Genomic DNA, 24616 nt, shown 5'->3' with positions numbered 1-24616 from the left:
CTCACCCTAGCCCTATGCGGGGGGTCTGGGCGGTTCTGCGCCCATGGGCCGTGGCGCCCCGGCGGGGGCCCCGCGAGGCGGGGGTTGCCCCGAGCCGCCCGCGCCCCCCCCCGGCGCCCGTTTTCCGGCCGTGGCACGCCCCGGAAATCCCTCCGCCTCCCGCTGGTCAAGGTCCTCCCCGACGGCACGCACCTACCTGAGCGGCCTGCGCGGCAGGGCCACGGGCGAGCGGATGCCGGTGCGGGTCATCGAGTACGCGATCGCCACGGCCTACCGCCCCATCTTCCGGGCCGCGGCAGCAAGAACGCTGCCCGCCCACGGAACGGGCTCCTGCTGGGCGGCCTGTCCCAGTCCGGCCAGGGACGGGGAAACGCTGATGCGCGCCCCCGGCGCGCAGGCGCTGACCGGCGAAGCCGCAGTCCGGCTGTGGGAGAACACCCCCCGGTGTCCTGTCGGCCTGGTTGTGGACTACGCCGGTTCCAGCAGGACAGCCGGCAGCGTGCCGCTCACGATCGCGTCTTTGGGCAGCGAGAGCCCGAAGAACTCCTCGACGACAACCAGCGCGGTGTGGTGTACCTCCCTTCGGTCCCGCGCCGGGTCCGGGAGGCCGGCGGCGGTCAGCAGTTTCTCCAGGCGGGCGGCCGTCGCGGGGTCGCCGTCGACCCCCTGGTAGCCCCACGAGGCGTCCAGGTGCAGGTTGCAGGCGCTCAGCAGGCGGCCGTCGTGAAAGTAGGCGAAGTGCGGCGGGACCGGCTTGCCGTTCTCCTCCTCGTACTCCAGGAGGCAGACATGCGCGCCGTCACGCGATACCGGGGTCAGCGGGCCGAACTCGCCTTGCCAGCCCCCGTACGCGACCGCGTACATCCAGTCCCCGGCGCGGCCGAGGCGCAGGCCGATGCCGTCCGAGGAGTCGCCGTACGTGTCGTCCATGAGTTCCAGAAGGGAGGCTCCGGTGTGTTCCCCGACCGCCGAGGCGATGTGCTCCGTGTCGTACAGCACGGTTGCCGCGAGGCGGTCGGCGAGCTCTTCCGTGGAGAGCCCGCGGGCGAGCACCACGTAGTAGCCCCCGAAGGTGATGGGTTGAGGGGCAGCAAGCCAAGTCGTTCCGTCCGTCATGCCCGCTATCCTGACCGGTCCCTCTGACAACGCGAACGTAGGGCCATGGGACATCGCCGCACCCGGCAGCGTCCTGACATCGCGGCGCAGCCGCGTGCAGTTCGACCTCGCACTACGGCAGTCTCGAACGTCGTCGTTTACGCGAAGCGAAGCGTCACAGTGGTCCCAGGGCGAGCGTCCACGCGTTCTCGGGACTCGGGGAACACCGCAGTCGTGCCGCCTCAGGCAGTCTCACCACTGAGCGACCGACATTCTCGAACTCACCCGCAAACCCGGCAGCCCGCCGGAATCAAGCGGGTGGCGGCGTCGCCCCTTGTCGGAAAGCGGCTTCTGAGCGCAGTCGGGAGTCTCTCGCCGGTACGACGTCTTCCCAGGTGGGAGTGATCCCGCCGTGAGGAATAGTCAAGACCTGGGGATCTGGGTGCCTGTCACGAATGCAGCCCAGCGGCATCTGCGCGCTGTCAGATCGCTTTCGCCGGATCGAATCGATGAGGCGTGAGCGGCCTGACTGTGACGTGCATCCACGGATGCAGCGGAAGTTTTCCCAGCAGGTGCCGCAGTTCGGCTTCGCCGTCGGCGAGCCAGAACCCCACCGTGTAGGGACCGTCGCCGTCGCTGGTGCGCCACAGCCGCTTGACCCGGCCCTCGTGCGCATAACGGTTGATCGTCGCCGCCTCCCCCAGCTCCAGACGGGTGCGGGTATCGGGGGTGAGATCGTCGGGGAGAGTGGTTCGCATCTCGACCAGGAACTCTTCCATCGTGCGAGCGTCTGCTTTCTCGGGGTGGCTTGGTGCGGGATCGGTATGTGGTGGCGGAGGTGAGCTCGTCGAGGGTGCGGTGGTAACGGCCGGCCTTGGTGTAGTCCTCGGCGGTCGACCAGGTGGAGACGGCGATGCCGAGTTCCTTGCCTTCCAGGACGTGGCTGCCGGGGCCGTAGGCCCAGCCGGGCTCAAGAACCTCGTCGAGCCGGTCGTGGAGGACTCCCGGGGCGCTGTACCAATGGATCGGGTACTGCAGGATGATCCGTTCGTGCGCAGCCAGTAGTGCCTGTTCGTTGGGCACGTTGATCCGGCCGTCGGTGAGGTTGTCACTGAGTACGTGGATGTCGGCGGCGCCGCTTGCGGAGAGAGCATCGGTCCACGCGCGATTTCACGCGGGGAGTGGTCAAGGTCCGGATGAGCGACGACGACAAGAGTCCTCGCCATCTTCACTCTCCCTCGGTGACGGCTTCGGCGCGATGCCGGGGATCCTGGGCTGGTCCAGGTAGCCCTGGAAAGCGGTCGGTGGCCGGGGCGACGCCGTCGAGCGGGTGGCCGGCGACGTTGTCCAGGGCGGCAGAGATGTCGTGTGTGGTCATGGTCGCCAATTCGCGAGAACGGTCAGGCCGGCCCAGCTCACGACGGGCGCGACGAGGACGAGGCCGAAGCCCCATTTCATGAGCTGCCGGTAGACGACCTCCTGCTTCTCCTCCGGTGCGTTGGCGACGACGATCGCGCCATTGGTGGAGAAGGGGCTGGAGTCGACCACGGACGAGGAGATGGACAGGGCGGCGACCAGCCCGACCGCGCCCACCTGGCCCGCGGCCAGGAGTGGTACGGCCAGAGGGATGAGGGCGCCGAGGATGCCGGTGGTGGAGGCGAAGGCGGACACGATGGCGCCGATGTAGCAGATCAGGAGCGCGGCGAGAAGCGGTGTGTCCAGCTTCGAGATGGCGTCGCCGAGGTAGTCGACGGTGCCGATGCTCTGCATGAGGCCGCTGTAGGTGACGATGCCGCAGACCAGCAGCACGATGCCCCAACTGATCTGGCCGACCGCTTCCTTGCCCGTCGTGGGTGACAGCAGGGTGAGGACGACGGCCGCGGTCAGGGCCATGAGACCGACGTCGAGGTCCAGCACCAGGGCGCCCACCACCATGCCGATCATGCTCACGATGGTGATGACACGGTCGCGGTCGAGCGTGAGCGTCTCGGTTGGCACGTCGGCCCGCGGCAGTGGTTTCGCCGGGGCCTTCACTCCGGAGGGCCGTGTCACAACGCTCGTTCCGTCGTCCGGCCCGGCATGCGGGGCTCCGCTCTCCCGCGATCCAGGAGTAGGAACGGCGGTGGTGCCGGAGACGGCGGCCGTGCGCCCCGCCCGGATGAGGCTCCGGCCGCCAAAGGCGAGGAAGACACCGATACCCAGCAGCACGTTGAAGCCAAGGTTGCTCAGGAAGAGCGTGGTGGCGCTGCCCGGGATACCGCTGTTCTCGACGACCCCGTTGGTCACCACGCCCAGGACACCAATGGGCGAGAAGTTCCCCGCGGCGGAGCCGTGGACCACCATCAGTCCCATGAGCAGGGGGTTGATGCCGTAGCGGGCGGCGAACACCATGCCGACCGGGGCAATGATCGCGACGGCCGCCGGGCTGACCGCGCCGAGCGCCACAAGCACGCCGCTGATCACGAACATGATCCACGGGATGGCGGCCACTCTGCCGCCCACCGCGCGGACGGCCGCCTGGACCAGCCACTCGACGGTGCCGTTGTTCCTGGCGATGGCGAACAGATACGTGACACCGACGAGGATGACGAACAACTCGGCCGGGAAGCCGGCGAGCACCTCGGACGTGTCCATCCCCAGTACCCCGGCGCCGACCGCGAAGGCCGCGACGAAAGCCAGGGCGCCGAGGTTCACCGCACGGACTGTGCCGATCACGAAGATCGCGAGCAGCGCTGCGATGGATACAAACTGTGCGGACAAGGGGGATCTCCTGATTCTGGATCCAGCTGCCGTACGGCCGTGCGGCCTACGCGAGAGGGGCCGGGCTTCGACCGACGAGAGCGACTTCGAAATTTCGAAGTTAATTTCGCATTTACGCAGCGGTGATGCTAGGTCGGAGTCGGGGTGCCGTCAAGAGGCGCAACCATGCGTGCGAACTGTGAGGATTTATACCGAGAGAGGGCCCCGGCGGGAGATGCGAGACTCGATGGAGCAACAAGGAAGCCGACCTTCGAATCGCATATCCGAATGGCGTTTCGCAAATCGATGTATGGCCCTGGCAGGACGCACGACTCCGACCGCGTCGACGGCTACAGAGGGGGACACGCCGTGTACCCGGTCCGCATCGACGGGCGTCGGTGATCCTGGGCTATCCGGCCCAGCACCAGGAGGGCCGCACGCTCAAGCGCCTGCGCGACGACCTCTCCCTGCCCATGAGCAGCGCCCATGACCTGCTTCAGGCACTGGTCGAGATTGACACGGTCAAACTGCTGGGACAGCGCACGTACGCCCTGGTCATGCCGAGCAGCCATACGCCCAAGGGGCGGACGAGGAAGCCGACGGCGAAGATCCCGAAGGTCGACAGGAGCGCGGCGCTGCTTCGCTTTCTGGCGCGAGGTCCGTCCGGAGAGGGCCTTAAGAGAGCGTTCGGGCATGCCGGGCTTCGCGTCCGGCCGTCAGGGGCCGGACGCGAGAGCACTTCTCAGTCGGGGTTTAGTGCCTGATCAGGCGGGTGAGAGCTGTGTTGCTGCCTGAAAGGCGTGCTCCGCTGCGAGCCGGCCGAAGGTGAGCGAGCGCAGCACCGAGGTCGCGACCGGGTACTCGTGATAGAAGAGACCGGTCAGTTCGCCTGCCGCGTAGAGGCCGGGGATGGGTGTGCCGGAGGGCGCGACGACCCTGGCGTCGGCGTCGGTACGGACGCCGCCGAAGGTGAAGCAGATGACGCCGGTGAGCGGGAACCCGATGAACGGGCCTTCGTCAAGCGGCACCGCCCAGTTGGACTTGGGGATGTCGAGGCCGGTGGTGTGTTTGCCGTCGCGGGTACGCCAGTCGAACTCGTCGTCGGAGACTGATGCGTTGAACTCGGCGACCGTGGTGGCGAGCTTGGCCGGGTCGAGCCCGAAACGTTCGGCCAGCTCCTGGAGCGTGTCGGCCCGCTCGGGGGCGAGATCGGAGAGCCAGCCCAGTTCGATGCCGGGGATGCGCAGGGTCTTGGCGTCGGCGATCCAGAAGGCCTTCTGGTTCTGGTTCTTCCATATCTCGTAGCCGACCTTCTCGAAGGTGTTGTCCCAGGTGTCGTTGCCTTCGTCGTAGAACCGCTCAGCGGCCTCGTTGACGAAGATGCCGGTCGGGAATGTGTACAGCACGGCGTCGGCGGCGCTGCTGCGGGCGTCGACCGGCTCGGCGTGGATCATGTCGAACTGGCCGGCCGTGTCGCCGCCGGCCTCGAGCGCCATACGGATCCCGTCGCCGCGGTTGCCCGCGACACCGGGGGCGATGATGGGCAGGTCGCAGGCGCGCTCGCCGATGTAGCGAGTGAGCATCTCCGGGTTGCCCTGGAAGCCGCCGCAGGCCAGGACGGTCGCGGGAGCGGTGAGCGTCCGTTGCAGACCGGACCGATCCCTGACCACGACACCGGTGGTGCGGCCGGCGTCGTCTGTCGAAAGGCGGACCGCCTCGGTCTCGTAGAGGAAGTCGACGCCCTCGAAGCTCTCGAGGGCGGTGGACAGGGCCTCGACGATCGCCAGGCCGCCGCCGTCGGGCCGCCCCGGAGGGGTCATCGAAGGGAAGCCCTTGTCGAAGGTATGGGCGAGCGGGAACTCGTCGAACAGCAGCTTGACGCCGTGGTCGCGCAGGAACGCCACGGTCGCCGGGGTCTGTTCCTCGAACCGTTCGCAGTAGGAGCGGTCGGCCAGGCCGCCGGAGACTTGCTGCATGTAGTCGACCCAGTTGGGGTCGAGCCTGCCGTCCGGGTCGATCCGCAGGAATGCGCCGGTCCAGCGTGTGGCGCCGCCGCGCTGTTCCTTGGGGCCGCGGTCCAGGATCGCGACGCGCGCCTGGGCGCCCTTCGCTGCCGAACTCTCGGCGTAGGTGAGCGCCGCGGCCAACCCGGCAGCGCCGTGGCCGACGACAATGAAATCGTACGGGAGGGGCATGTTGTTTCTCCTTCCGGCCGGTGTGGTCCACCGGTGTCAGCGGAGGCTGAAGGGGTCGCTGATGGCGTTCTCGTCGGACTCGAACCAGATGGCCTTGGGCTGAGTGAACTCGGCGAACCCGTCCAGGCCGTTCTCCCGCCCGTGGCCGCTGTCCTTGATTCCGCCGAAGGGAGTGGCGGGGTGCAGGGAGCGGTAGGTGTTGACCCAGATCGTTCCGGCGTCGAGGTTGCGGGCCACGCGGTGGGCGCGCCGGAAGTCATCGGTCCACACACCGGCCGCGAGACCGAAGGGTGTGTCGTTGGCGATGGCGACCGCTTCATCCTCGTCGCCGAACCGAATCACCGACAGGACGGGTCCGAACAGTTCGTTCTGTGCGACGTCCATGTCGTTGGTGATGCCGCTCAGCACGGTGGGCGGGAAGAACCAGCCGCCCTGGTCGGAGAGCCGGTCCAGTCCGCCGGCCTCGACGGCGGCGCCCTGCTCCACGGCTTTGGCCACCCGTGAGACCACGCCGTCGTAGATCTTGGCCTGCGACATCGGCCCCATCTCGGTCCTCGGGTCACGGGGGTCGCCGAGCCGGATGGTCCTGGCCCGGGCGGCGACGCGGTGGACCAACTCGTCGGCGATGCTCTCGTGTACGAGGAGTCGGGACCCGGCGATGCACGTCTGCCCGGCGGCGGCGAAGATCCCCGTCACCACTCCGTCTACGGCACGGTCGAGGTCGACGTCCTGGAAGAAGATGTTGGCCGACTTGCCGCCGAGTTCGAGGACGCACTGCTTCAGCCCCTGGGCGGCACGGGCGGTGACGAGCCGCGCCGAGTCCGCGCCGCCGGTGAAGAACACCTTCCGTACTCGGGGGTCTCCCACGAGTGCGTCGCCGGCGACCGCGCCGTAGCCGTGGACGACGTTGAGGACGCCGTCGGGGAGCCCGGCCTCGGTGGCGAGCTTGGCCAGCAGGTGGAGGGATTGGGAATTCACCTCCGGCGGTTTGACCACGACCGTGTTCCCAGCGGCGATCGCCGGAGCCAGGCTCAACGAGCCGAGCAGCATGGGGGAGTTGAAGGCGGGGATGACCCCGATCACACCGTAGGGTTCCCTGACCGTCACGGCCAGCAGCGAGGCCTTGTCGTGCGGGATCTGGCGACCGTCGAGTTGGTAGGCAAGGGAGGCGTAGTAGTGGTACCAGGTCGACAGCATGTTCTGCTGGGTGAGGACCTCGCGGATCACCTTGCCGGCGTCGCGCGACTCAAGGTCTGCCAGCTCTTCGGCGTGCTCGCCGATGAGGTCGCCGAGCTTCCACAGGATGTTGGCGCGCTGGGTCGGCCCGACACGGCGCCACGAGCGGAAGGCGTCGTCGGCGGCAGTGACGGCCGCGCGCACGTCGGCCTCGTCGCCGGCGGCGATCTGCGCCCACGGCTGCCTGTTCATCGGGTCGAGGGTGGGTAGGTAGTCGCCGGACTCCGGGGCGGTGTCGCGGCCTTGGATCCAGTGGTTGGTACGGGGGAGGCTCATACGGCGACACCTCCCAGGTGGCCCGGGACCTGCCGACGGCGCGGCGCGAAGGCGAGTTCGGACTCGGGCAGCTTGCCCTGGAGATAGTCGGTGAGCTGATCGGTGGCGCCCTGGGCGAATTCTGCGAACGCCTCTGCCACCACCCAGCCGATATGCGGGGTGAGCACGACGTTGGGCAGCCTCCGCAGGGGCGAGTCGGCCGGGAGCGGCTCGTGCGCGAACACGTCGAGGCCGGCTGCCCGCAGAGGCCCGTTCGAGAGGACCTCGGCCAGTGCGTCCGGGTCCACGATTGCGCCGCGGGCCGTGTTGATGAGCACCGATCCGGGTTTCATCGCCCGCAGCCGTTCCCGGCTGAGGTAGCCGCGCGACCGCTCGGAGAGCCGCAGGTGCACGCTGACCACGTCGGAGGTCGCGAGCAATTCGTCCAGGGGGATCCGGGGGATGCCGTCCACGCTCCGGGCGTTACCGCTCTCGCTGACGGACGCGACGACATCCATGTCGAAAGCCCGCGCCAGCCGGGCCACCGCACGACCCTGCAGACCCAGGCCGAGGATCCCCAGCCGGCGCCCCCGAAGCGTCCCTCCCATGTTCTGGGTCCAGTTGCCTGCGTCGGTGTCGCGCACCGCTTCCGGCACCCGGCGCAGCGCGGCGATCATCAGCCCGATCGTCAGCTCGCGCACCGCGGCCTCACAAGCCGCGTTCTCTCTCCACAGGGGAACGACGATCTCACGCTCGGCGGCCTCCTCCAGGTCGATGTGGTACGCGTGCCCACCGGTCTGAAGGATCATCTCGAGGTGCGGCATCCGGTCGAGCACCGCTACATCGATGCGGGTGCGCTCACGCACGGCCACGATGAACCGCGCGTCCCGGACGAGGTCGTCCGGAGTCTCACTCAACGGCTGCCCCAAGACGTGGACCTCGGCCATGGTCCGCATGGTCTCCAGGGCCGGTGACCGGCCGATCTCCCCTTCCCGGTCATCGAGGACCAGCAGCTTGGGCTTCCTGGTATTCATCCCTCCACCCTCCGTATTTCTGCGAAGTTAAATCCGAGTTCTCGGAGTGTGTGGGCTGCGTCACTCGCATGTCAAGAGGTTGACCCAGGCGCTGGATGCGTGGACATTCACGACGCAACCATGCGGAACCTCGGTGATTGACAAGCTCCAGCGGATGCGTTGAGGATGAGATCACTACGCAGATACGGATTGGACTTCGAGAATGGGAATCGATGAGCGACTACCGCTGACCGGGATCAGGGTGGCCGACTTCTCGTGGGTCGGTGCCGGCCCCTTCATGACCAAACCGCTCGCCGACCACGGCGCAGAGGTGATCAAGGTCGAATCCCGCACCCGTACGGACGTCATCCGCAGCATGCACCCGTTCCGCGACGGGAAGCCCGGGGTCGACCGCAGCGGCTACTTCGCCAACCGCAACACCAGCAAGCGGTCGATCTGCCTGGATCTGCGGACCGGCCGCGGCCGTGCGCTCGCCCTCGACCTGATAGCGCGAAGCGACGTGGTGGTCAACAACTTCACGCCGGGGACCATGGCCCGCCTCGGCCTCGGCTACGAGCACGCTCGCGAGGTGCGGCCGGACGTGATCTACCTGGACATGCCGATGCAGGGCAACGTCGGTCCGCACCATCGCCACCGCGGCTACGGGCTCTCGATCGGTGCCCTGTCGGGCTTGTACGAGCTGTGCGGGTACTCCGACCGGCCACCGGTCGGTACCGGCACCAACTACCCCGACCACGTGCCGAACCCGCTGCACGGCACGATCGCGGTTCTCTCGGCCCTGCGTCGCCGAAGCCGCACCGGCGAAGGCTGCCGGATCGAGCTGGCCCAGATCGAGTCGACGATCAACGTGATCGGGCCGGCCATCGTGGCAGCGGCCGCCGGACAGCCGGTGACCCGAAACGGCAACCGTGACGACTTCTACGCACCGAACGGGGTCTACCCATGCCGCGGCACCGACGAGTGGTGTGCGATCTCGATCGCCTCCGACGAGCAGTGGCAGGTCCTGGTTGAGTGCGTCGACCAGGACGGCGCCCTGCGGCAGGAGGACTTCAGTACCGCCCAGGGGCGAAGGAACCATGCCGACCGGCTCGACCCGCTCATCGCAGCGGCAACCCGTGGGTTCGGCGCCCACGAGCTGACCGCCCTCCTCGTCGTGCGGGACATCGCCGCGGCCAGGGTCGCCTCCGCGCACGACGTCCTGCACGACGACCCGCAGCTGCGCGCCCGCCACCACTGGGTGGTGCTCGACCACCCCGAGATGGGGCCCAGCGTCTACGACAACCTCCCCTACACCCTCTCCGGCACCCCCGGCCATCTGCGCAGCCCCGCCCCGCTGCTGGGAGCGGATACCCACGACGTGTGCACGCAGCTGCTCGGGATGGACGAGGACGACTACGACAAGGCACTCAAGGAAGGCGCAGTGGGCTGATGAGCATCGACGTCGAGGACACCGCACGCGTCCGGCTGATCCGGATGAACCGCCCCGAGGTCCACAACGCCCTCGACCCCGACTCGATGCAGCAACTCGCTGCTGCCCTCATCGAGTTCCGTGACCACCCCGAGCTGGACGTCGCAATCATCACCGGCGAGGGGACCAAGGCCTTCTGCGCCGGCGCCGACCTGCGCCGCACCATGCCCGACCGCACGCCGTTCGCGGCCGGACACCTCAACTCCTGGCAGAGCGCGGTCGATTCCGGGACCTACATCCGGGCCATCACGTTGCGCGAACTCGGCATCAACAAGCCGCTCATCGCCGCGATCAACGGCCATGCGATCGGCGGAGGACTCGAGATCGCCCTCGAATGCCACCTGCGTATCGCCTCGACCGCCGCCACATTCGGTCTCCCCGAGGCTCGCTGGGCATCGGTCCCCGGCGCCGGAGGGGTGTCCAACCTGCTGCGCTGTGTGCCACCGGCCGTCGCGATGAAGATGCTCCTGACCGGCGAGCGGATCGACGCCGCCACCGCCCTCACCTACGGCCTCATCAGTGACGTGACCAGTTCCGACGAGCTGCTCGACAAGGCCATGTCACTGGCCCAACAGGTCGCCGCCAACGGTCCGCTGGCCCTCAAGGCCATCACCACGATGGCCGCCAGAGCAGCCGATATGCCTCTCTCCCAGTCGATCGCGACCGAGCATCTGATGTGGGGCTTGATCAGAGACACCCACGACCGGATCGAGGGCCGCACGGCCTTCGCCGAAAAGCGGCCCCCCACTTACACGGGCACCTGACGCCCCGGTGCCCGTACTGCGAGCAGCAAGCGTGTTCAGCCCAGCGGCAATCCCAGGAGAAGATATGCAGCCCCCAGCAGAACGCCACGTGATCGGTGAGCAGTGGCTCACCACCGACGAACAAGGCCGCGTCAGGCTCCGAGTCAGTGAAGACCCCGGGAACGGCTCACGCTGGTTCCCGCCCCTGGAGTCCCGCGGCACCCTGACCGAGCTGCCCGAGGCCGAGATCGGGCCCTCGGGCGTCGCGTACGCCTCCACCGTGGTGAGGGTCGGCCCCGCCAAGTTCACGCCGCCCTACGTCCTTACCTACGTCGACGTAGACGGCGTCCGGGTCCTGGCGCACTCCCCCGGCCAGGACCCGATTCGCCCGGGCACACCCGTCCAGCTCGTGCTGGCCCGCATCGGAACCGATCAGACACCTGGCCACCCCGGTCAGGCGCCCGGCGCAGCCACCGAGCTGTGGTCCTACACCGCCACGGCAGTCGAGGAAGGAGAAGCCCGATGAAGCGGGTCCTCATCGCCGGAGCGGCCGTCGAGCCCTTCGGGAAGAAGGTCGGGGAGAACGTCGCTGAGATCGGCGGACGCAGTCTGCAAGCGCTGCTGCGCAGCAGCGGAGTCGCCCCCGAGCAGGTCGACGCCGGCATAGTCGGCAGCGTCTACGGCGGCTCGTTGATCGCGCAGCGCGTCATGCAGCACGGGGCGATCGCGGGACCGCCCGTCTTCACGGTCGAGAACGCCTGCGCCAGCGGCGGCACGGCAGTACACCTGGCGTGTCAGGCAGTCGCGGCCGGCACTTACGAGTGCGTGGCCGTGGTCGGTGTCGACCAGCTCTCGGTGTTCGGCGGCGGTGCGTTGCCCCTGACCACCAACGACATCGAGATCGCCCAAGGCGTCGTGATGCCGGCGACCTACGCGATGCGCGCGCAGCGCTACCTCCACGACTACGGAGCCGACACGGCCAGCCTGGATGCGGTGTCGGTGAAGAACCGTGGGAACGGCGCGCTCAACCCCCGGGCGCACTTCCAGAAGCCGGTGGCACAGGATGAAGTCGGACAGTCCCGTCCCGTGGCCGACCCGCTGCGGCTGCTCCACTGCTGCCCCAACAGCGACGGTGCCGCCGCGGTGCTCGTCTGCAGCGAGGACTTCGCTCGCAGCCTCGGCCGCCCGACCGTCGCCGTCCGCGCCAGCGTGGTGCTCTCCGGACAGTTCCACACCGGATACCGGGACATGACCTGGCCCGATATCACCTTCCGGGCCGCGGCGCAGGCCTACCGGCAGGCGGAGCTCGAACCCCGCGACATCGACCTGGTCGAGCTGCACGACGCGTTCAGCATCGCCGAGCTCCTGCACGCCGAGGCTCTCGGAATCTCCGAACGCGGCCAGGCGCACCGCGACGTCCGCGAAGGCGCATTCGCCCGTGACGGCCGCGTTGCGGTGTCCCCCAGCGGGGGACTGCTCTCCCGCGGACACCCGGTCGGCGCCACCGGCGTGAGCCAGATCGCCGAGTCCTACTGGCAGCTCACGGGCCAGGCCGAGGCACTGCAGATCGACAACGCCCGCATCGCCCTCACCCACGCCACCGGCGGAGGGATCTTCGGCGTCGACAACGGAGCCTGCTCCGTCCACATCCTGGAGGCCGGCCAGTGACCGCCAAGGCGCACGTCGCCCTCGTCACCGGGGTCGAGGACGCCATCACGGACGCCTGTGTCAGACAGCTGGAGGCCGCCGGCTTTGAGGTACTCGACGACCAGCCGGTCACCAGGAAGATCGACGCGCTGGTCTTCAACCCCGGTCTCTACGACGACACGGCTGCCGGCCCGGACCCGTCGCAGCAGGCACAGCGGCTGCGGCACCTGGTCGATGCGCACCGCCAACAGCTGACCTCGGCAGAGGGCGGATCCGTCGTCGCCGTCAGTGCGCGCGACTGGCTCGGTGCCGCCCCTCGGATCGAGCTCGCGGCGGCCGCCGGCGCCCTGGTGGCTACGGCCCGCAGCCTGGCGCTCGCAATGGCTCCCGCCGGGGTGACCGTGAACACCGTGCTGCCCGGCTTCCGCGGAACCCTGCCCACCGACGGAGCAAGGACAGAACCCCGGCAACTGACGTCCCACGAGATCACCTCGGCCGACATCGCCAATGCGGTCGCCTTCTTCGCCAACCCCCGCAGCCGCTACATCACCGGCCAGATGTTCTACGTCGACGGCGGGTCCAGCCTGCTGTCCAGTCTCTCGGTTTGAGTTCTAAGGACGATCAAGATGCTCAGTGACAAGACCGCTCTGGTGACAGGGGCGGCACAGGGAATCGGGTTCGCGATCGCACGCGAGCTGGCGTCCCTGGGCGCGAACGTGGTGCTCGCCGATCTCAACGAGCCAAAAGCCGCCCAGGCCGCCCAGGCCATCACGGACGAAGGCGGCAGCGCCGCCGGTCAGCCGCTCGACGTCACCTCGCGCTCCTCGGTTGAGGACGCGTTCGAGCAGACCCGCGACCGGTTCGGGCCCGTGGACATCCTTGTCAACAATGCCGGGATCAGCATCGACGCGGGCCTGCGCAAACTCACCGAAGAGCAGTGGAACGCCACCATCGCGGTCAACCAGACCGGGGTCATGCTGTGCTCGCAGGCGGCGGCACGGCAGATGACCCTCGACGGGGCCCGGGGCGGGACCATCGTGAACATCGCATCCCGGGCCTGGCTGGGTTGGTGGGGGCAGACCGCCTATGCCTCGGCGAAGGGCGGCGTCGTGTCCGCCACCCGGGCCATGGCCATCGAACTGGCCCGCTACGACGTCCGGGTCAACTGCATCGCACCCGGACTCATCGACACGCCGCTGCTGCGCGCAGAGCCGGCCCACGTGATGGACCGACTCCTGCAGGCCCAGCCGATGGGCATGATCGGGTCGGACCGCGACGTCGCGTGGGCGACCGCCTACCTCGCCGGGCCGAGCAGCGCCGGCGTCACCGGCCAGGTCCTGTACGTGTGCGGGGGCAAGAGCCTCTACGCCCGCCCGGTGCGGTGAACGCGACGTGGTGAGACCGTGCCGACCTCGACATCTTTCGAATCTCCGGGGCGCGCTGAGGACGGTCACGGTCTCGCAGGCAGGAGCCCCCTCGTGTGGCCGGTGTGCGGGGGGCACCTCGACAACGGCATCGGCCTTCGAAGTAGCCCCGAGCATGCCCGCTGATCACGCTGCCGCTCCGAGAACCCGAGATCCCCGGCAGAGATAAACCGAATCTGCATTCGCACGTCCGTACCGGTGAGGGCTTGTCTGGAGGTCTCGACGAGTGGTTACGCCTGAGATATCCGAGATTCTGTGCGCAATGAGTAAGGCAAACCTAGACCACTGTTCCGAGTTCCCGTAGCATGATTCGTATGTGCGAAGTTAACGTGAATCCAGTGCATGGGCCGGGCATGCTCACCGGTGTCTCGGTTATCGACCTCAGCGAGACCCGCGGCGCCTACGCCGCCCGGATGCTGGCCGACCTGGGCGCCGCGGTGTTCCGGGTGGAGCCACCCCTGCGCCGTGCCGAGGACCCCGGCAGCCGGTTGCCCGGCATGGACTTCTCGGCGCGTTCGGTGTTCAACAATCTGTCCAAGACGATCGCTGAGCTCGACGACACCTCACCGGCCGGCCGGGCCGAGCTCCAGACCATGCTGGCCTCGGCCGATATCGTCGTCACCGACACGCGTCCTGAGGAATTGCGGCGCAGAAGCCTTGACGACCTCAGCGCAAGGTACCCGCGTCTGATCCATCTGTCGGTCTCGCCATGGGGATTGACCGGTCCTGACAGCGACCGCCCGGCCTCAGACTTGTCGATGCTCGCCGCCGGCGGGTTGTTGAGTCTGGCCGGCGACCCTGACGATCCGCCGGTACGGCCGTACGCCGAGCAGTCCTCAGTGGCGGCTTGCCTGCACGGTGTGGTGGGCGCGTTGATCGCGCTGTTCGCGCGTGACTGTAAGGGGGCGGACGGCGCGGGGCAACTAGTGGATGTGTCCGCCCAGGAAGCGGTTGCCCACTCGCTGGAGAACGCCGTGCAGTACCTCGATTTGGAGGGTCTCGTGCGCACCCGGACGGGGTCGCGCTCCAGCGAGGCGGGCACGGGGCTGTTCCGATGCCTGGACGGGCACGTGTATCTCGTCACCGGACTCGGCGGTCTCCCCCTGGCCTGGGACGGTCTCATCGGCTGGCTGCGCGAGTCCGGGGCGGCCGGGATCGCCGATAAGCTGAGTGGGCAGCAATGGCTCGACCAGCAGTGGCGCCGCTCCGCCGAGGCCGTACAGGGATTCCACACGCTCTTCGAGCGGTACGCCGCCGGCCGCACCAAAGTCCAACTGTGCGAGGAGGGGCAGCGTCACGGGGTGAGCATCTCTCCGGTATCCACCCCCGAGGACCTGCTGGCCAACGAACAGCTGCTCGCACGTGGTTTCTTCCGCCAGATCCCTGTCAACGGCGAGACCGTGACCGTCCCCGGCGCACCCTACCGATTCGAAGGTGTCGAAGTCGGACCGGTCTCACCACGTCGCGTTCACCGTACCGGGCGGGCACAGGCACCAGTCTCGGCGACCCCTCCTGCCCACCCTGACAGCCCAGCAGCCTGATCACCACCGAAACGACCCCGCGCCCGAGAGCTGGGCCCCAGGTGGCCCCTACGGCCCTGGCCGCCGCAGGCGCTCGCGCGTTGGGCTCATCGCGGTGGAAGTGAGGCGAGATCGCACGCGTCGGCAGAGCTGCGCAACGGGTGTCGCGCACGAGCGCGGCCAGGTTGTGCCACAACTTCTGGCGGCTGGTCTCGGGTGTCTTCTGGTGGTGGCGTGCGAGTGCCTGCTCCATGAGGGCGCGTACGCACGAACCCTCACACGGCCTTCCAGCACAGCGCGCGGCGCGCTCCCCGACGGCGGCTGACGCCGACGGCCGCGCGCTGCTCGTGTGGGTGGTTCCTGCCGGAACCGCGAACCGACCGTTGTCGAGAGAAACGAGCGTCGCTCGTGTAATGCGGCATCGAACCAGACCGGTTGGCGATATGGCTACGCCGAACCAGACGGCTCCCGAAGATAACCTCGCTCAACCAGTAGTGCGATCTCACGCCACTGCTCCTGGTCCCGTGCGGTCTGTGCGACCTTCGCCGCGACCGCGTTGAAGGAGTCCTTGCCGAGTTGAATGCCGTCGACGGCACGCCGGTGGACCGTGACGGTACCGTCAGGGGTGAAGAGCGCTGCCTGCTGGTCCGGCAGGCGGCGATCGGCGCAACGCGCCCAGGCATCGACCAGTTCGCGGATGGCCAGGCGGTCGGCGTGCCTGGTGATCGTTTCGGCCATGGTGGTTCCGGCCTTTCGTGAAGTCGGTGGGTGAACGACTGTGCCGTCACCTCAGCCCCTGTGCAGGGGGGTGCGTCGTGTTGGGCGGAAGGAGAGCTCCGCTGCGCTGTGACGCAGCCGGTCTTGTTGCGGCTTCAGCAGATTTTCGCGCCGGATGGGAGGACGAGAAGGCCCTTGTGGAGGGCCGCTAGCAGTCAGGTTGACATGTCGGCGGCTTCCTCACCGAGTAGCGCGTCGGCGTCATGGGACAATCCTGTTCCGAGAGACCCTGCTTCGTCCAACAGATCTTGAGTGGAAGGGTTACAGCTCAGCCGCTCCGATTTGGGTATCGGAGGAGCCTCCGGCCTTCAGGCGCGGAGGATGTCGAGTCAGATATTCCGCGTCATCTCGACAGGTTGCGCCGCAGCACTCGCCGACGCGTCCGGGTAGTCCGTGGAACGGCTGACATCGGCCCACTGCCGGGTCTCCGCGAGCTGTTTCTCTCCCGCCTCCAGCGCGAGCCCCAGGGCGTCGCGGCCGAGCAGCAGGCGACGCGGCGGCTGCTTGGAGTCCGCGATGTCGATGATCGCCCGGGCCATGCGGGCGGGGTCGCCCGGCTCGTTGCCGGCGTAGTCGGCGAACATGGTCAGCCACTGTCCGACGATCTGCTCATAGTCGGCCTGGATACTGCCGGCCGCCAGCGCCGCGCCCCCGGCCCAACCGGTACGGATGCCGCCCGGCTCCACGATGGTCACCTTGATGCCCAGCGGGGCCACCTCGTTCGCCAGGACCTCGGAGAAGCCCTCAACCCCGAACTTCGCGGTCTGGTATGCGCCGAGTCCGGGAGTGCCACCAACGCGGCCGCCGATGGACGAGATCTGTATGAAGTGTCCCGAGCGTTGGCCTCGCAGGACCGGCAGCGCCGCCCGGGTCACGTTGATGACGCCGTACAGGTTCGTCTCGATCTGCGCACGGAACTCGTCCTCCGGGAAGTCCTCCAATGAATTACTGGTGGCGAAACCGGCGTTGTTCACGACCACGTCGAGGGAACCGAAACGTTTGACCGCCGCCGCGACCACGTTCCGGGCCTCGGAGGGTGACGTGACGTCCAGCGCCGCGGTCTCCAGACGCTCTGGGTGCTCCGCCTTCAGATCGGCCAGTGCCTCCGGCCGACGCGAGGTCACCATGACCTGATCACCCGCAGCCAGCACCGCAACCGCCAGCGCCTTACCCAGTCCCTGGGAACCACCGGTGATCAGCCAAGTCCGTGGCATGACGTACTCCTTTCTCGTACGAACATTCGAGCGTGCGCCTCATTGAGGTGCACAGATGTCACTGTAGAGGTTCTCAACCTTAACTGCAACGGTTGTGTTGCAGTAGTGAGATCTATCGAATCTATGGAGTTGCTGATGATGTCCGAAGCGCCGCAGTGATAGGGTGGCGGACGCTATGAGAGCTGATGCCGCACGCAATCTGATGACGGTCCTGCACACGGGTGCCCGACTGCTGGCCGAGGATCCGAGCACGTCCGTGGCAGCGATCGCCAACGAGGCGGGGGTGGACCGGACCACGGTCCACCGGCGCTTCGTCAGCCGGGAAGCCCTGCTCACAGCCGTATTCGAGGCGAAGCTCGACTCCACCGAACAGGTCCTGGACGAGGCGCGACTCACGGAGGCGCCGGTGCCGGTCGCACTGCACCGCTATGCGGAGGGCATCATCCCCGTCAGCCGTGAGTGGCCGGTCGACACGGCCCGCTTGATGCAGCAGGACCCTGACGCGCTCCAACGGCGTCAGGGCCAGAGTGAACGGCTGACCGACTTCCTCCAACGCGCCGTCGATGAAGGTTTCCTGCGCTCGGACGTGCCCCTGGAATGGGTGCGGGCGGTCCTCGACCAACTGGTGGCCAGTGCCGCCCATCAGTTCCCCGACCTGGCACCCCCGCAGGCGGCCGACATCGTCGTGGACACGTTTCTCAACGGCCTCGGCAGAGCCTGACTCCCCGCTCGCGGCCGGGGAGGCGCACCCGCGCGGGCACTTCGCCGCCGATCCGGATCGGCCTCGCCCGCCGCCCTATCGCCAGCAGACCGACCACCGTTGCTGGCCGGAGGCCGAGTTCCAACGCGTCAGGTGCCAGACCGCATCCGTATGAGCTCGAGTTCGCCCTGTACTTCGGCGTGTGATCGTGCACGGACGGTGTGCCCAGGGGGTGGGGATTACGGGACGGCCCATAGCGCAGGTGGGCGGTGATCAGGTTGGGGTCGTCCTCGGTTCAGATGTGCTTCACATAGTCATTCAGGTCTCATGACAGCGAACTGCCTTGCCTCCAACGGGAACCTGCGGCGGCGGCGGCATCGCAAGTACCAGCACAGCGATCCCTCCGGTAGTCGGCGTGCAGCGCGGCCTCGTCGTCACTCTTCCCGCGGTGTGGGATCAGCAACACCGCCTGGTGCTGCTGCGCTTGCCCCAGCGAGCCACCTACAACCCGTCACCGTGTTGGTACGCAGCAGGACGTGGTGAGGATGTGGGGATGTCCGATCTGGAGCGGATCACAGCTCGCCCGAGCAAACTGGACGCGCTCACCGAGGAGTTGGCCAAGCGGCTCCAGGAGGTCGAGGCCGAGCGGGAGGAACTGCGGATCACTGAGCGGCTCCTGCGCCGCCTGGCCGACACGGAGGCCGTTGGCACGGTGAGCCCGATGAAAGAGCAGGTGGCGGGGCGGAACCGTTCCGGCCGACCGGTCAGACGATCTGCACCATGGACACCCGCCGCCGACCAGCCGAGTACTCCCGACCCCGGCGCACACCAGCCCACCCGACCCGCACTTTTCACGATGCACACTGCTCACTGGCCGGCCGAGGGACTGACGCAGCGAGACGAATGTCAGGCAGCGAACTGTGCCCCAGCTGAAAGACCGTCCTCGTCCTCGATCTTCTGCTCGGTCCATATGGTCTTGCCCTTGTCACTGAACCGTGTGCCCCACCTCTGGGTGAGCTCGGCGATGAGAAACAGTCCTCGCCCTCCTTCATCGCTGGAGCGCGCATAGCGAAGGTGAGGAGCTGTGGTGCTCGCGTCGGACACCTCACAGATCAGTGCACGGTGATCGCGCACAACGCACAGATGAATGGGACCTTCGGCGTAGCGAATTGCATTAGTGACCAACTCGCTGACCACCAGCTCAGTGACGAACGCTGACTCCTCGAGCCCCCACAAGGAGAGCTGGCGCGCTACCAGACTACGGGCGGTGGCTACCACAGCTGGGTCGTTGGGCAGGTCCCAGGAGCCCATGTGGTCCTCGTCGAGGCGTTGTGTACGGGCCAGCAGCAGGACAGCTCCGCGGGGTGAGGCCCATGCGTCGGACAATACTTCCGCGAGCTCGTTCCTCAGTTGCCTCAACGGGACATCGGCTGCGGCGCTCATTGCTCGGGTGAGTGAAGGAGAGCTTTCGTCCGCCGGCCGCTCAGCATTCTCGAGCGCCGGAGCGTACAGGGCAAGTGTGCTGCCGGCAGGCAGATCGAACTCCACGGCCGTGGAGTGTCGGTCAGCCGAACCCAGGGGGGCGCCTACGGGCACGGTGAGAGCCCTTACGGCCCCATCGGGGCCCGCCACGACAGGGAGCGAGTGTCCGGCGCTGGCCACGGACAGGCGACCAGAGACCGGATCGTAGACGGCGTACACACAGGTGGTTACGGGAGCCGTGTGATCGTTGTGAGATGCAGAGTCGACACTACGTCCGTCTGTGATCCGAGAAGCCAGTGTGTCCAGTCGCGCCAGTACCTCTTCGGGGGCGAGATCCAGGTCCGTCAGAGCCTGGAGTGCGGCCCCCATTCGTCCTACTGCGGCAGCGCCCGCCAGGCCGGCCTCATTCGTCGTTATGACCACGAGGGCGACGCGGGCACCCGATGTCCGAATGACATCGAACCAGTGTGCACCCGACGTGGCGGGAGCGAAATGGTGGGCAGTCTCCACGCCACTTTGCTCGGCGGGGTGGGGGAGGAGTTGGCGCTGCAGAACGCGCACCGAACTGTGTTCCCGCGCGTAACGACGTGCGTTGTCGATGGTCAGGGCGGTGCGCGATGCGAGGTCACGGGCGGTGAGAACATCGAAGTCGGAGAAGTGGTTGCCCAGTCCCATTCGGTAGAATGTCACCACGCCTACGATTGCGCCCCGGGCTTTCATCGGTACGACGAGGGAGTGGGCTGACAGCTCGCCATACGTCCCACGGTGCAGCGGCTCTCCGTCGTCTCCGGGCAGCAGGACGGCAGCGCGGCGAGGCCCCTCGGTGAGCCGCTCTCCCGCGGACACGGGATAGGGAAATCTCGGTTGTCCGGCTCGAGTGGGCTTCCCGTGAGCGGCGGCTTTGCCGGCCCAGCGCAATCCCACTCTTCGGAGATCGGCCCGGGCGGGGTCGGCTTCCTCGCCGGAGATGACAGGCGTGAACACCTCGACCGCGGCGGCGTCGGCGAAGCGGGGAACCGAGATGTCGGCCAACTGCTGACCGGTCTCCATCACATCCAACGAGGTTCCGATCACGGCGCTGGCGTCTGCGAGGAGTGCGATGCGTTGCTCGGCCGTTCGCTGCTCGGTGATCTCGACAGCTGTTGTAGCGAGACCCACCACATTCCCCAGAGGATCCTCGAGACGGAAAATCGAGTTCGCGAAGACGTGCTCATGGTCGGGGTCGGCCGGCGGCCGACCCCGCTTGTCGAAACCAACATGCGGCACGCCTGACTCCAACACTTCCCGCATGCAGGATTCGAACTCCACCGAATTTGAATCCGGCCACACCTCATGGGGCATGAGGCCGATCGAACGCTCGCCGAAGACTCCCTGCATGCCTTCCGCCGCCGGATTGAACCGGCGGAGACACAAATCGCTGTCGTACACGCAGAGACTTGCGGGTGATTGCTTGAACAGAGCGTTCAGCACCGCCTCGTCAACGATTCTCGCGTCCGACCGGGCGGAGACCGGCCTCACCAGTACGGTCCAGCCTTCCGAACGGTGCTCGCACGGTCGTATCAGCACTCGACACGCCTGTTCGTGGCCGTCTCGGCAGCGCAGCACCACCGGCGCCGAGAACTCCTGCATCTGGCCCTCGGCGCGGCGTCCGGGGTGTTCCGCTCCGAGCAGGCTCCTCACTGGCGTTCCGAGAACTTCGTCGCGTGTGAAACCCAACAGATCACGGGCCGCGTCGTTCCAGCCGGTGACGGCGCCGTGATGGTCGACCACCATCTCGACGTCTGCGTGGAGCCCAAGTGTGTGTGCCTGCCGCCTCGGTGCTCGTGAGGTACTCACAGCAACCAGTCCCCTCTTCGCCCCTGTGAGTCAGCACGGCAAACGTGGTCACAGAAGGCACCCGGAGCATCCGTGGGGCCTCAACGGCAGAGGTTGGCGGCGGCATTCCGTCATTGCGCGACGACGGACACCGCATGCGCTGCGGAGCGGTCTCGGCAGCTCATTCCTCTGCCGGGTTTCGATCACGCACGGTTGTCGCTCTTGTTCAGTGTGTCGATCAACTTCTCCGCCAGTGCGTGGCTGGAGTTGGGGTTCTGCCCCGACATGAGGTTGCCGTCGACAACCACATTTACGCCCCAAGCCTCGATCGATTGGATGTCGGCCCCTCTGGACCGCAGCACATCCTCCAGCAACCACGGCGCGCGGTCAGCTGACCCATGGAGGCGCTCCTCTTCATTCGTAAAACCCGTAAGCTTCCTGCCCTCGAACAACCAGCCTCCTCCCGGCAAGTTCGCGCTGAGCAGGCTTCCTGGGCCGTGGCACAGTGGCGCGATGACTTTTCCCGCCGCATCGAAATCGCTCAGGACCCGGCCGACGTCGGGGTCATGAGCCAGATCCTCCATCGGACCGTGGCCGCCGACGATGAATACCGCGTCGTAGTCGTCAGCCGTGCGTACGTCAGCCAGCGACGTGGGGTTGGTCAACTCCGCAGAATGTTCGTCAAGGTACTTGGCGAACTCCGTGGCCTCTGGGCCGACAGCTTCGGTGCTCAGACCTTCTTGGTCCGGTGTCGGCTTGCCTCCCGCTGTGGAGGCGACGTCGACGTCGAAGCCTGCCTCGGTCATGAGACGGTGCGGGACGGCGAATTCCTCGGGCCAGAATCCGCTGGGCTCCTTCGTTCCGTCGGCACCCGTCCAATGATCGACGCCCGACAGAACCATCAAAACGCTGGTCATGGCGCCCACGCCCTTTCCGTTGAACCGAATCCAACCCCGTCAGCCACGCGCAGGTGGCGAACGGCACTCCATCCGACATGCTCCGCTCGTTGCCCGCAATTCCCATCAAACCACGCATAAGGTGATTCGGCGAGCGCGGAAAGTCTGTGATAAGGCAGCCTCTGCTCCGGATGGGACGAGGGCGTCACTTACTGTGTTGCAGCGATGTCCGGCTATAGGACGGGGGTGGGTGTCTGACGGAGATTTCTCTTTATTGCTGTCGGTAATTGAGATTTCTTGTGTTGTCGTCGCGGAGAGTTCACTCCTGAACGATCGCAGCAGTCTGGAGGCGGGCCGCGTCCTGGCTCGGCGAGGCCCGAAACAGTGGGAGTTGTTTCTGGAACTGCAGCGGACTCATCGCGGTCACCGAACCGAAGTGCCGGTTGAGCGAGGAGACGCGTTTGATCCACGCGATCGCGCGAGCGACGGTGGCCATGCGGCTGTCGGGCAGGCCAAATTTGTCTGACCAGTGCCGCCGGGGGCCCGTTCAGCAGCCGCCAACGAATCTTGCGTCGGACATAGGGCGCCAGCGCTGGGATGTCACGGGCTGTCTCGGCCCAGGGACCAGCCAGGCCGGTCCCTCGGTCTCGGGTACAGCCTGGCGGTGGTGGGCAACTTCAGTCCACTCCGCTCCTCCTGTTGCAGCAGGATCTGCTGCGACCGCCGAAGGCGCGCATGCTGATGTGTATAGGGAAAGATGCTCAGCTGCGGGCCAGGGAACAGAGGCAGCCATGGCAGGACCAGGACCGAAAGGGTTTGAGGGCATCCTGGGGTCTGCGGCGCGGTGGAGTCGGACGAGCGCTGGAATCCTCCGTGTCCCAGAGAGCCATGCTGAGCGGTAAGCGAGTGAGGAACTCCGCCTGCGCCTGGGTCAACGATTTTCCGGCCGGCGTTTACCGATGCGATCAGGAGGGGCGTCCAGGTGCGGGCGCGGCAGCATCAGGTCGTCTCCCAGGTTCTGCTGCGGCAATTCGCCGTACCGGTGCCGGCCGCTGCCACCTGACCGTTGTGAATCTCAGGTACACCGAACCTGGCGTCGTCGGCCCAAGCTGCTTGTCGTCGACGGTAGCTTCGCCGACGCCGCGGCATATTTGCACGCCGGCGGCCTCGGCGATCTGCTCAGCATCGGGCCTGCGGATTTCGCCCCGGACCTCCTGGAACTCGCCGCCGCGCAGCCCGCACGGCCACTGGTCGGCGCGGCGGTCGGCAACGAGGACTGGGCCGAGATCCTCTACACCGGCGGCACGACCGGACGTTCCAAAGGCGTGATCCAGAGCCAGCGCGGCAGGGCCGCGATCACGCTGGCGTCGCAGCTGGCCTATGAGCTACCACTCGAGCCGGTGTACGTCGCCGCAGCACCCATCACACACGCCGCGGTGCACTTCGTTGTGCCGGCCCTGCTCCGCGGCGGCACGGTCGTGTTGCTGGACGGCTTCCGGCCCGACGAGTTCATCGACTCGGTGAACCGGCACCACGCCAATCTCTCGTTCCTGGTCCCGACGATGATCTATCGGCTCCTGGACCACGACTCCCCGATTGGCATGCCCACACTGCGACGCGTCATCTACGGTGCTTCGCCGATGTCCCCCAGCCGGCTCATCGACGCCCACCGACGACTCGGCAGGATCTTCACCCAGATTTACGGTCAGACCGAGACACTCGCCCTGGGGACCGCCCTGCTGTCGGCCGAACACGACCTCTCCGATCCGGCGCGGCTCCTGTCCTGCGGCAGGGCCGTGCCCGGAACGCGGATCGCGCTGCTCGGCGAGGATCACATGGCAGTCGAAACGGGGCAGATCGGCGAGATCGCGATTCGCAGCCCGGCGTGATGCTCGGCTACCACCGCCGGCCCGAGTTGACCGCCGAGACGCTGGCCGGCGGCTGGCTGCACACCGGCGACATGGCCCGTGAGGACGAAGACGGGTTCGTGACCATAGTCGACCGTAAGAAGGACTTCATCATCTCCGGCGGCTTCAACGTCTACACCCGGGAGATCGAGGACGTCCTGTGCGCTGACCCCTCGGTGGCGGCGGGGTCGGTCATCGGCGTACCTGACGCGGTCTGGGGAGAGGCCGTCAAAGCCGTCGTCGTCCCAGCACCCGGAGCGACGATCGACGCCGACCGGCTGATCAAGAGAGTCCGTGACGCCAAGGGCCCGGTGCACGCCCCCAAGTCCGTGGATGTGGCGGCGGAGCTGCCGCTCACACCAGTCGGCAAGCCCGACAAAAAGGCGCTGCGCGCCACCTACTGGCAGGACCATCAGCGCGATGTCAACTGAGCGAGACCACCCTTGGAGAGGAAGGAGAAACGCATGCG

The 24616-nt window shown here is 67.4% G+C and carries 23 protein-coding genes and 1 pseudogene; 11 read left to right on the top strand and 13 right to left on the bottom strand.

The window, feature by feature from the left end; translation table 11 throughout:
* Positions 1 to 468 precede the first annotated feature (468 nt).
* From ACIBBB_RS35725 to ACIBBB_RS35705, 5 genes and pseudogenes are all read right to left on the bottom strand, one after another.
* On the bottom strand, positions 469 to 1116 hold the full coding sequence (locus ACIBBB_RS35725) for a DUF6461 domain-containing protein (protein WP_398989555.1): 648 nt from the start codon (positions 1114 to 1116) through the stop codon (positions 469 to 471).
* A gap of 461 nt (positions 1117 to 1577) precedes the next feature.
* Positions 1578 to 1874, bottom strand: a complete 297-nt coding sequence (locus ACIBBB_RS35720; RefSeq protein ID WP_398989553.1) for a muconolactone Delta-isomerase family protein — start codon at positions 1872 to 1874, stop codon at positions 1578 to 1580.
* Between the two features lie 67 nt (positions 1875 to 1941).
* Positions 1942 to 2247: pseudogene (locus ACIBBB_RS35715) on the bottom strand (NAD(P)H-dependent oxidoreductase); the annotation flags it as partial.
* Positions 2248 to 2323: 76 nt separating this feature from the next.
* On the bottom strand, positions 2324 to 2473 hold the full coding sequence (locus ACIBBB_RS35710; RefSeq protein ID WP_398989551.1) for a hypothetical protein: 150 nt from the start codon (positions 2471 to 2473) through the stop codon (positions 2324 to 2326).
* Positions 2470 to 3855 carry an SLC13 family permease gene (locus tag ACIBBB_RS35705; RefSeq protein ID WP_398989549.1) on the bottom strand — a complete coding sequence of 462 codons (1386 nt, stop codon included), beginning with the start codon at positions 3853 to 3855 and terminating at the stop codon, positions 2470 to 2472. The genes ACIBBB_RS35710 and ACIBBB_RS35705 overlap by 4 nt, the downstream gene beginning before the upstream one ends.
* A gap of 377 nt (positions 3856 to 4232) precedes the next feature.
* On the opposite strand from ACIBBB_RS35705, the gene ACIBBB_RS35700 reads away from it, so the two are divergent.
* Positions 4233 to 4598 carry a hypothetical protein gene (locus tag ACIBBB_RS35700; RefSeq protein WP_398989548.1) on the top strand — a complete coding sequence of 122 codons (366 nt, stop codon included), beginning with the start codon at positions 4233 to 4235 and terminating at the stop codon, positions 4596 to 4598.
* On the opposite strand, the gene ACIBBB_RS35695 is transcribed toward ACIBBB_RS35700, so the two are convergent.
* Genes ACIBBB_RS35695 through ACIBBB_RS35685 form a run of 3 tightly spaced genes read right to left on the bottom strand, consistent with a single transcriptional unit; the run spans position 4599 to position 8554 of the window.
* Complete coding sequence (locus ACIBBB_RS35695) at positions 4599 to 6029, bottom strand: FAD-binding protein (RefSeq protein ID WP_398989546.1); 1431 nt, start codon at positions 6027 to 6029, stop codon at positions 4599 to 4601.
* Between the two features lie 36 nt (positions 6030 to 6065).
* Positions 6066 to 7541: an aldehyde dehydrogenase gene (locus tag ACIBBB_RS35690; protein ID WP_398989544.1), complete on the bottom strand. Its 1476-nt coding sequence runs from the start codon at positions 7539 to 7541 to the stop codon at positions 6066 to 6068.
* Positions 7538 to 8554 carry an NAD(P)-dependent oxidoreductase gene (locus ACIBBB_RS35685; protein ID WP_398989542.1) on the bottom strand — a complete coding sequence of 339 codons (1017 nt, stop codon included), beginning with the start codon at positions 8552 to 8554 and terminating at the stop codon, positions 7538 to 7540. The genes ACIBBB_RS35690 and ACIBBB_RS35685 overlap by 4 nt, the downstream gene beginning before the upstream one ends.
* Positions 8555 to 8756: 202 nt before the next feature.
* Here ACIBBB_RS35685 and ACIBBB_RS35680 point away from each other — a divergent pair, with 202 nt between their 5' ends.
* The 7 genes from ACIBBB_RS35680 (at position 8757) to ACIBBB_RS35650 (ending at position 15377) form a co-directional block, all read left to right on the top strand.
* On the top strand, positions 8757 to 9983 hold the full coding sequence (locus tag ACIBBB_RS35680) for a CaiB/BaiF CoA transferase family protein (RefSeq protein WP_398989540.1): 1227 nt from the start codon (positions 8757 to 8759) through the stop codon (positions 9981 to 9983).
* On the top strand, positions 9983 to 10786 hold the full coding sequence (locus ACIBBB_RS35675; protein WP_398989538.1) for an enoyl-CoA hydratase/isomerase family protein: 804 nt from the start codon (positions 9983 to 9985) through the stop codon (positions 10784 to 10786). The genes ACIBBB_RS35680 and ACIBBB_RS35675 overlap by 1 nt, the downstream gene beginning before the upstream one ends.
* A gap of 64 nt (positions 10787 to 10850) precedes the next feature.
* Entirely contained in the window at positions 10851 to 11291 is a 441-nt protein-coding gene (locus ACIBBB_RS35670; protein ID WP_398989536.1) for an OB-fold domain-containing protein, read from the top strand.
* Entirely contained in the window at positions 11288 to 12433 is a 1146-nt protein-coding gene (locus tag ACIBBB_RS35665) for a thiolase family protein (RefSeq protein ID WP_398989535.1), read from the top strand. Before ACIBBB_RS35670 ends, ACIBBB_RS35665 begins: the two co-directional genes overlap by 4 nt.
* Positions 12430 to 13020: an SDR family oxidoreductase gene (locus ACIBBB_RS35660; RefSeq protein WP_398989533.1), complete on the top strand. Its 591-nt coding sequence runs from the start codon at positions 12430 to 12432 to the stop codon at positions 13018 to 13020. The genes ACIBBB_RS35665 and ACIBBB_RS35660 overlap by 4 nt, the downstream gene beginning before the upstream one ends.
* Before the next feature lie 18 nt (positions 13021 to 13038).
* Complete coding sequence (locus ACIBBB_RS35655) at positions 13039 to 13797, top strand: SDR family NAD(P)-dependent oxidoreductase (RefSeq protein WP_398989531.1); 759 nt, start codon at positions 13039 to 13041, stop codon at positions 13795 to 13797.
* Positions 13798 to 14150: 353 nt separating this feature from the next.
* Entirely contained in the window at positions 14151 to 15377 is a 1227-nt protein-coding gene (locus ACIBBB_RS35650; protein ID WP_398989529.1) for a CaiB/BaiF CoA transferase family protein, read from the top strand.
* A 426-nt stretch (positions 15378 to 15803) separates the two neighbouring features.
* On the opposite strand, the gene ACIBBB_RS35645 is transcribed toward ACIBBB_RS35650, so the two are convergent.
* The gene (locus tag ACIBBB_RS35645) at positions 15804 to 16094 is read right to left on the bottom strand and encodes a nuclear transport factor 2 family protein (RefSeq protein ID WP_398989527.1); all 291 of its coding nucleotides are present in this window, start codon (positions 16092 to 16094) and stop codon (positions 15804 to 15806) included.
* Positions 16095 to 16462: 368 nt separating this feature from the next.
* The gene (locus ACIBBB_RS35640) at positions 16463 to 17347 is read right to left on the bottom strand and encodes an oxidoreductase (RefSeq protein ID WP_398989525.1); all 885 of its coding nucleotides are present in this window, start codon (positions 17345 to 17347) and stop codon (positions 16463 to 16465) included.
* Positions 17348 to 17522: 175 nt separating this feature from the next.
* Here ACIBBB_RS35640 and ACIBBB_RS35635 point away from each other — a divergent pair, with 175 nt between their 5' ends.
* Positions 17523 to 18068: a TetR/AcrR family transcriptional regulator gene (locus ACIBBB_RS35635; protein WP_398989524.1), complete on the top strand. Its 546-nt coding sequence runs from the start codon at positions 17523 to 17525 to the stop codon at positions 18066 to 18068.
* An 885-nt stretch (positions 18069 to 18953) separates the two neighbouring features.
* Here ACIBBB_RS35635 and ACIBBB_RS35630 read toward each other — a convergent pair.
* The 3 genes from ACIBBB_RS35630 to ACIBBB_RS35620 form a co-directional block, all read right to left on the bottom strand.
* Positions 18954 to 21302 carry a SpoIIE family protein phosphatase gene (locus tag ACIBBB_RS35630; RefSeq protein ID WP_398989522.1) on the bottom strand — a complete coding sequence of 783 codons (2349 nt, stop codon included), beginning with the start codon at positions 21300 to 21302 and terminating at the stop codon, positions 18954 to 18956.
* A gap of 245 nt (positions 21303 to 21547) precedes the next feature.
* Complete coding sequence (locus ACIBBB_RS35625; protein WP_398989563.1) at positions 21548 to 22261, bottom strand: type 1 glutamine amidotransferase domain-containing protein; 714 nt, start codon at positions 22259 to 22261, stop codon at positions 21548 to 21550.
* Between the two features lie 298 nt (positions 22262 to 22559).
* The gene (locus ACIBBB_RS35620) at positions 22560 to 22736 is read right to left on the bottom strand and encodes a hypothetical protein (RefSeq protein WP_398989520.1); all 177 of its coding nucleotides are present in this window, start codon (positions 22734 to 22736) and stop codon (positions 22560 to 22562) included.
* Between the two features lie 655 nt (positions 22737 to 23391).
* Here ACIBBB_RS35620 and ACIBBB_RS35615 point away from each other — a divergent pair.
* Both ACIBBB_RS35615 and ACIBBB_RS35610 read left to right on the top strand, forming a co-directional pair.
* Positions 23392 to 24129, top strand: coding sequence for an AMP-binding protein (locus ACIBBB_RS35615; protein WP_398989518.1), 738 nt, complete (start codon positions 23392 to 23394; stop codon positions 24127 to 24129).
* The gene (locus tag ACIBBB_RS35610; protein ID WP_398989516.1) at positions 24129 to 24578 is read left to right on the top strand and encodes a hypothetical protein; all 450 of its coding nucleotides are present in this window, start codon (positions 24129 to 24131) and stop codon (positions 24576 to 24578) included. The genes ACIBBB_RS35615 and ACIBBB_RS35610 overlap by 1 nt, the downstream gene beginning before the upstream one ends.
* Positions 24579 to 24616 lie beyond the last annotated feature (38 nt).

Source organism: Streptomyces sp. NPDC051217 (assembly GCF_044455465.1).
Taxonomy (GTDB): domain Bacteria; phylum Actinomycetota; class Actinomycetes; order Streptomycetales; family Streptomycetaceae; genus Streptomyces.
This window is presented reverse-complemented; position numbering and strand designations above follow the sequence as displayed.

Coding starts and splice junctions, on each gene's coding strand:
- ACIBBB_RS35725 (WP_398989555.1), bottom strand. CDS start 1,116: ATGACGGACGGAACGACTTGGCTTGCTGCCCCTCAACCCATCACCTTC.
- ACIBBB_RS35720 (WP_398989553.1), bottom strand. CDS start 1,874: ATGGAAGAGTTCCTGGTCGAGATGCGAACCACTCTCCCCGACGATCTC.
- ACIBBB_RS35710 (WP_398989551.1), bottom strand. CDS start 2,473: ATGACCACACACGACATCTCTGCCGCCCTGGACAACGTCGCCGGCCAC.
- ACIBBB_RS35695 (WP_398989546.1), bottom strand. CDS start 6,029: ATGCCCCTCCCGTACGATTTCATTGTCGTCGGCCACGGCGCTGCCGGG.
- ACIBBB_RS35690 (WP_398989544.1), bottom strand. CDS start 7,541: ATGAGCCTCCCCCGTACCAACCACTGGATCCAAGGCCGCGACACCGCC.
- ACIBBB_RS35685 (WP_398989542.1), bottom strand. CDS start 8,554: ATGAATACCAGGAAGCCCAAGCTGCTGGTCCTCGATGACCGGGAAGGG.
- ACIBBB_RS35680 (WP_398989540.1), top strand. CDS start 8,757: ATGGGAATCGATGAGCGACTACCGCTGACCGGGATCAGGGTGGCCGAC.
- ACIBBB_RS35675 (WP_398989538.1), top strand. CDS start 9,983: ATGAGCATCGACGTCGAGGACACCGCACGCGTCCGGCTGATCCGGATG.
- ACIBBB_RS35670 (WP_398989536.1), top strand. CDS start 10,851: ATGCAGCCCCCAGCAGAACGCCACGTGATCGGTGAGCAGTGGCTCACC.
- ACIBBB_RS35665 (WP_398989535.1), top strand. CDS start 11,288: ATGAAGCGGGTCCTCATCGCCGGAGCGGCCGTCGAGCCCTTCGGGAAG.
- ACIBBB_RS35655 (WP_398989531.1), top strand. CDS start 13,039: ATGCTCAGTGACAAGACCGCTCTGGTGACAGGGGCGGCACAGGGAATC.
- ACIBBB_RS35650 (WP_398989529.1), top strand. CDS start 14,151: ATGTGCGAAGTTAACGTGAATCCAGTGCATGGGCCGGGCATGCTCACC.
- ACIBBB_RS35645 (WP_398989527.1), bottom strand. CDS start 16,094: ATGGCCGAAACGATCACCAGGCACGCCGACCGCCTGGCCATCCGCGAA.
- ACIBBB_RS35640 (WP_398989525.1), bottom strand. CDS start 17,347: ATGCCACGGACTTGGCTGATCACCGGTGGTTCCCAGGGACTGGGTAAG.
- ACIBBB_RS35635 (WP_398989524.1), top strand. CDS start 17,523: ATGAGAGCTGATGCCGCACGCAATCTGATGACGGTCCTGCACACGGGT.
- ACIBBB_RS35630 (WP_398989522.1), bottom strand. CDS start 21,302: ATGGTGGTCGACCATCACGGCGCCGTCACCGGCTGGAACGACGCGGCC.
- ACIBBB_RS35625 (WP_398989563.1), bottom strand. CDS start 22,261: ATGACCAGCGTTTTGATGGTTCTGTCGGGCGTCGATCATTGGACGGGT.
- ACIBBB_RS35620 (WP_398989520.1), bottom strand. CDS start 22,736: ATGGCCACCGTCGCTCGCGCGATCGCGTGGATCAAACGCGTCTCCTCG.
- ACIBBB_RS35610 (WP_398989516.1), top strand. CDS start 24,129: ATGCTCGGCTACCACCGCCGGCCCGAGTTGACCGCCGAGACGCTGGCC.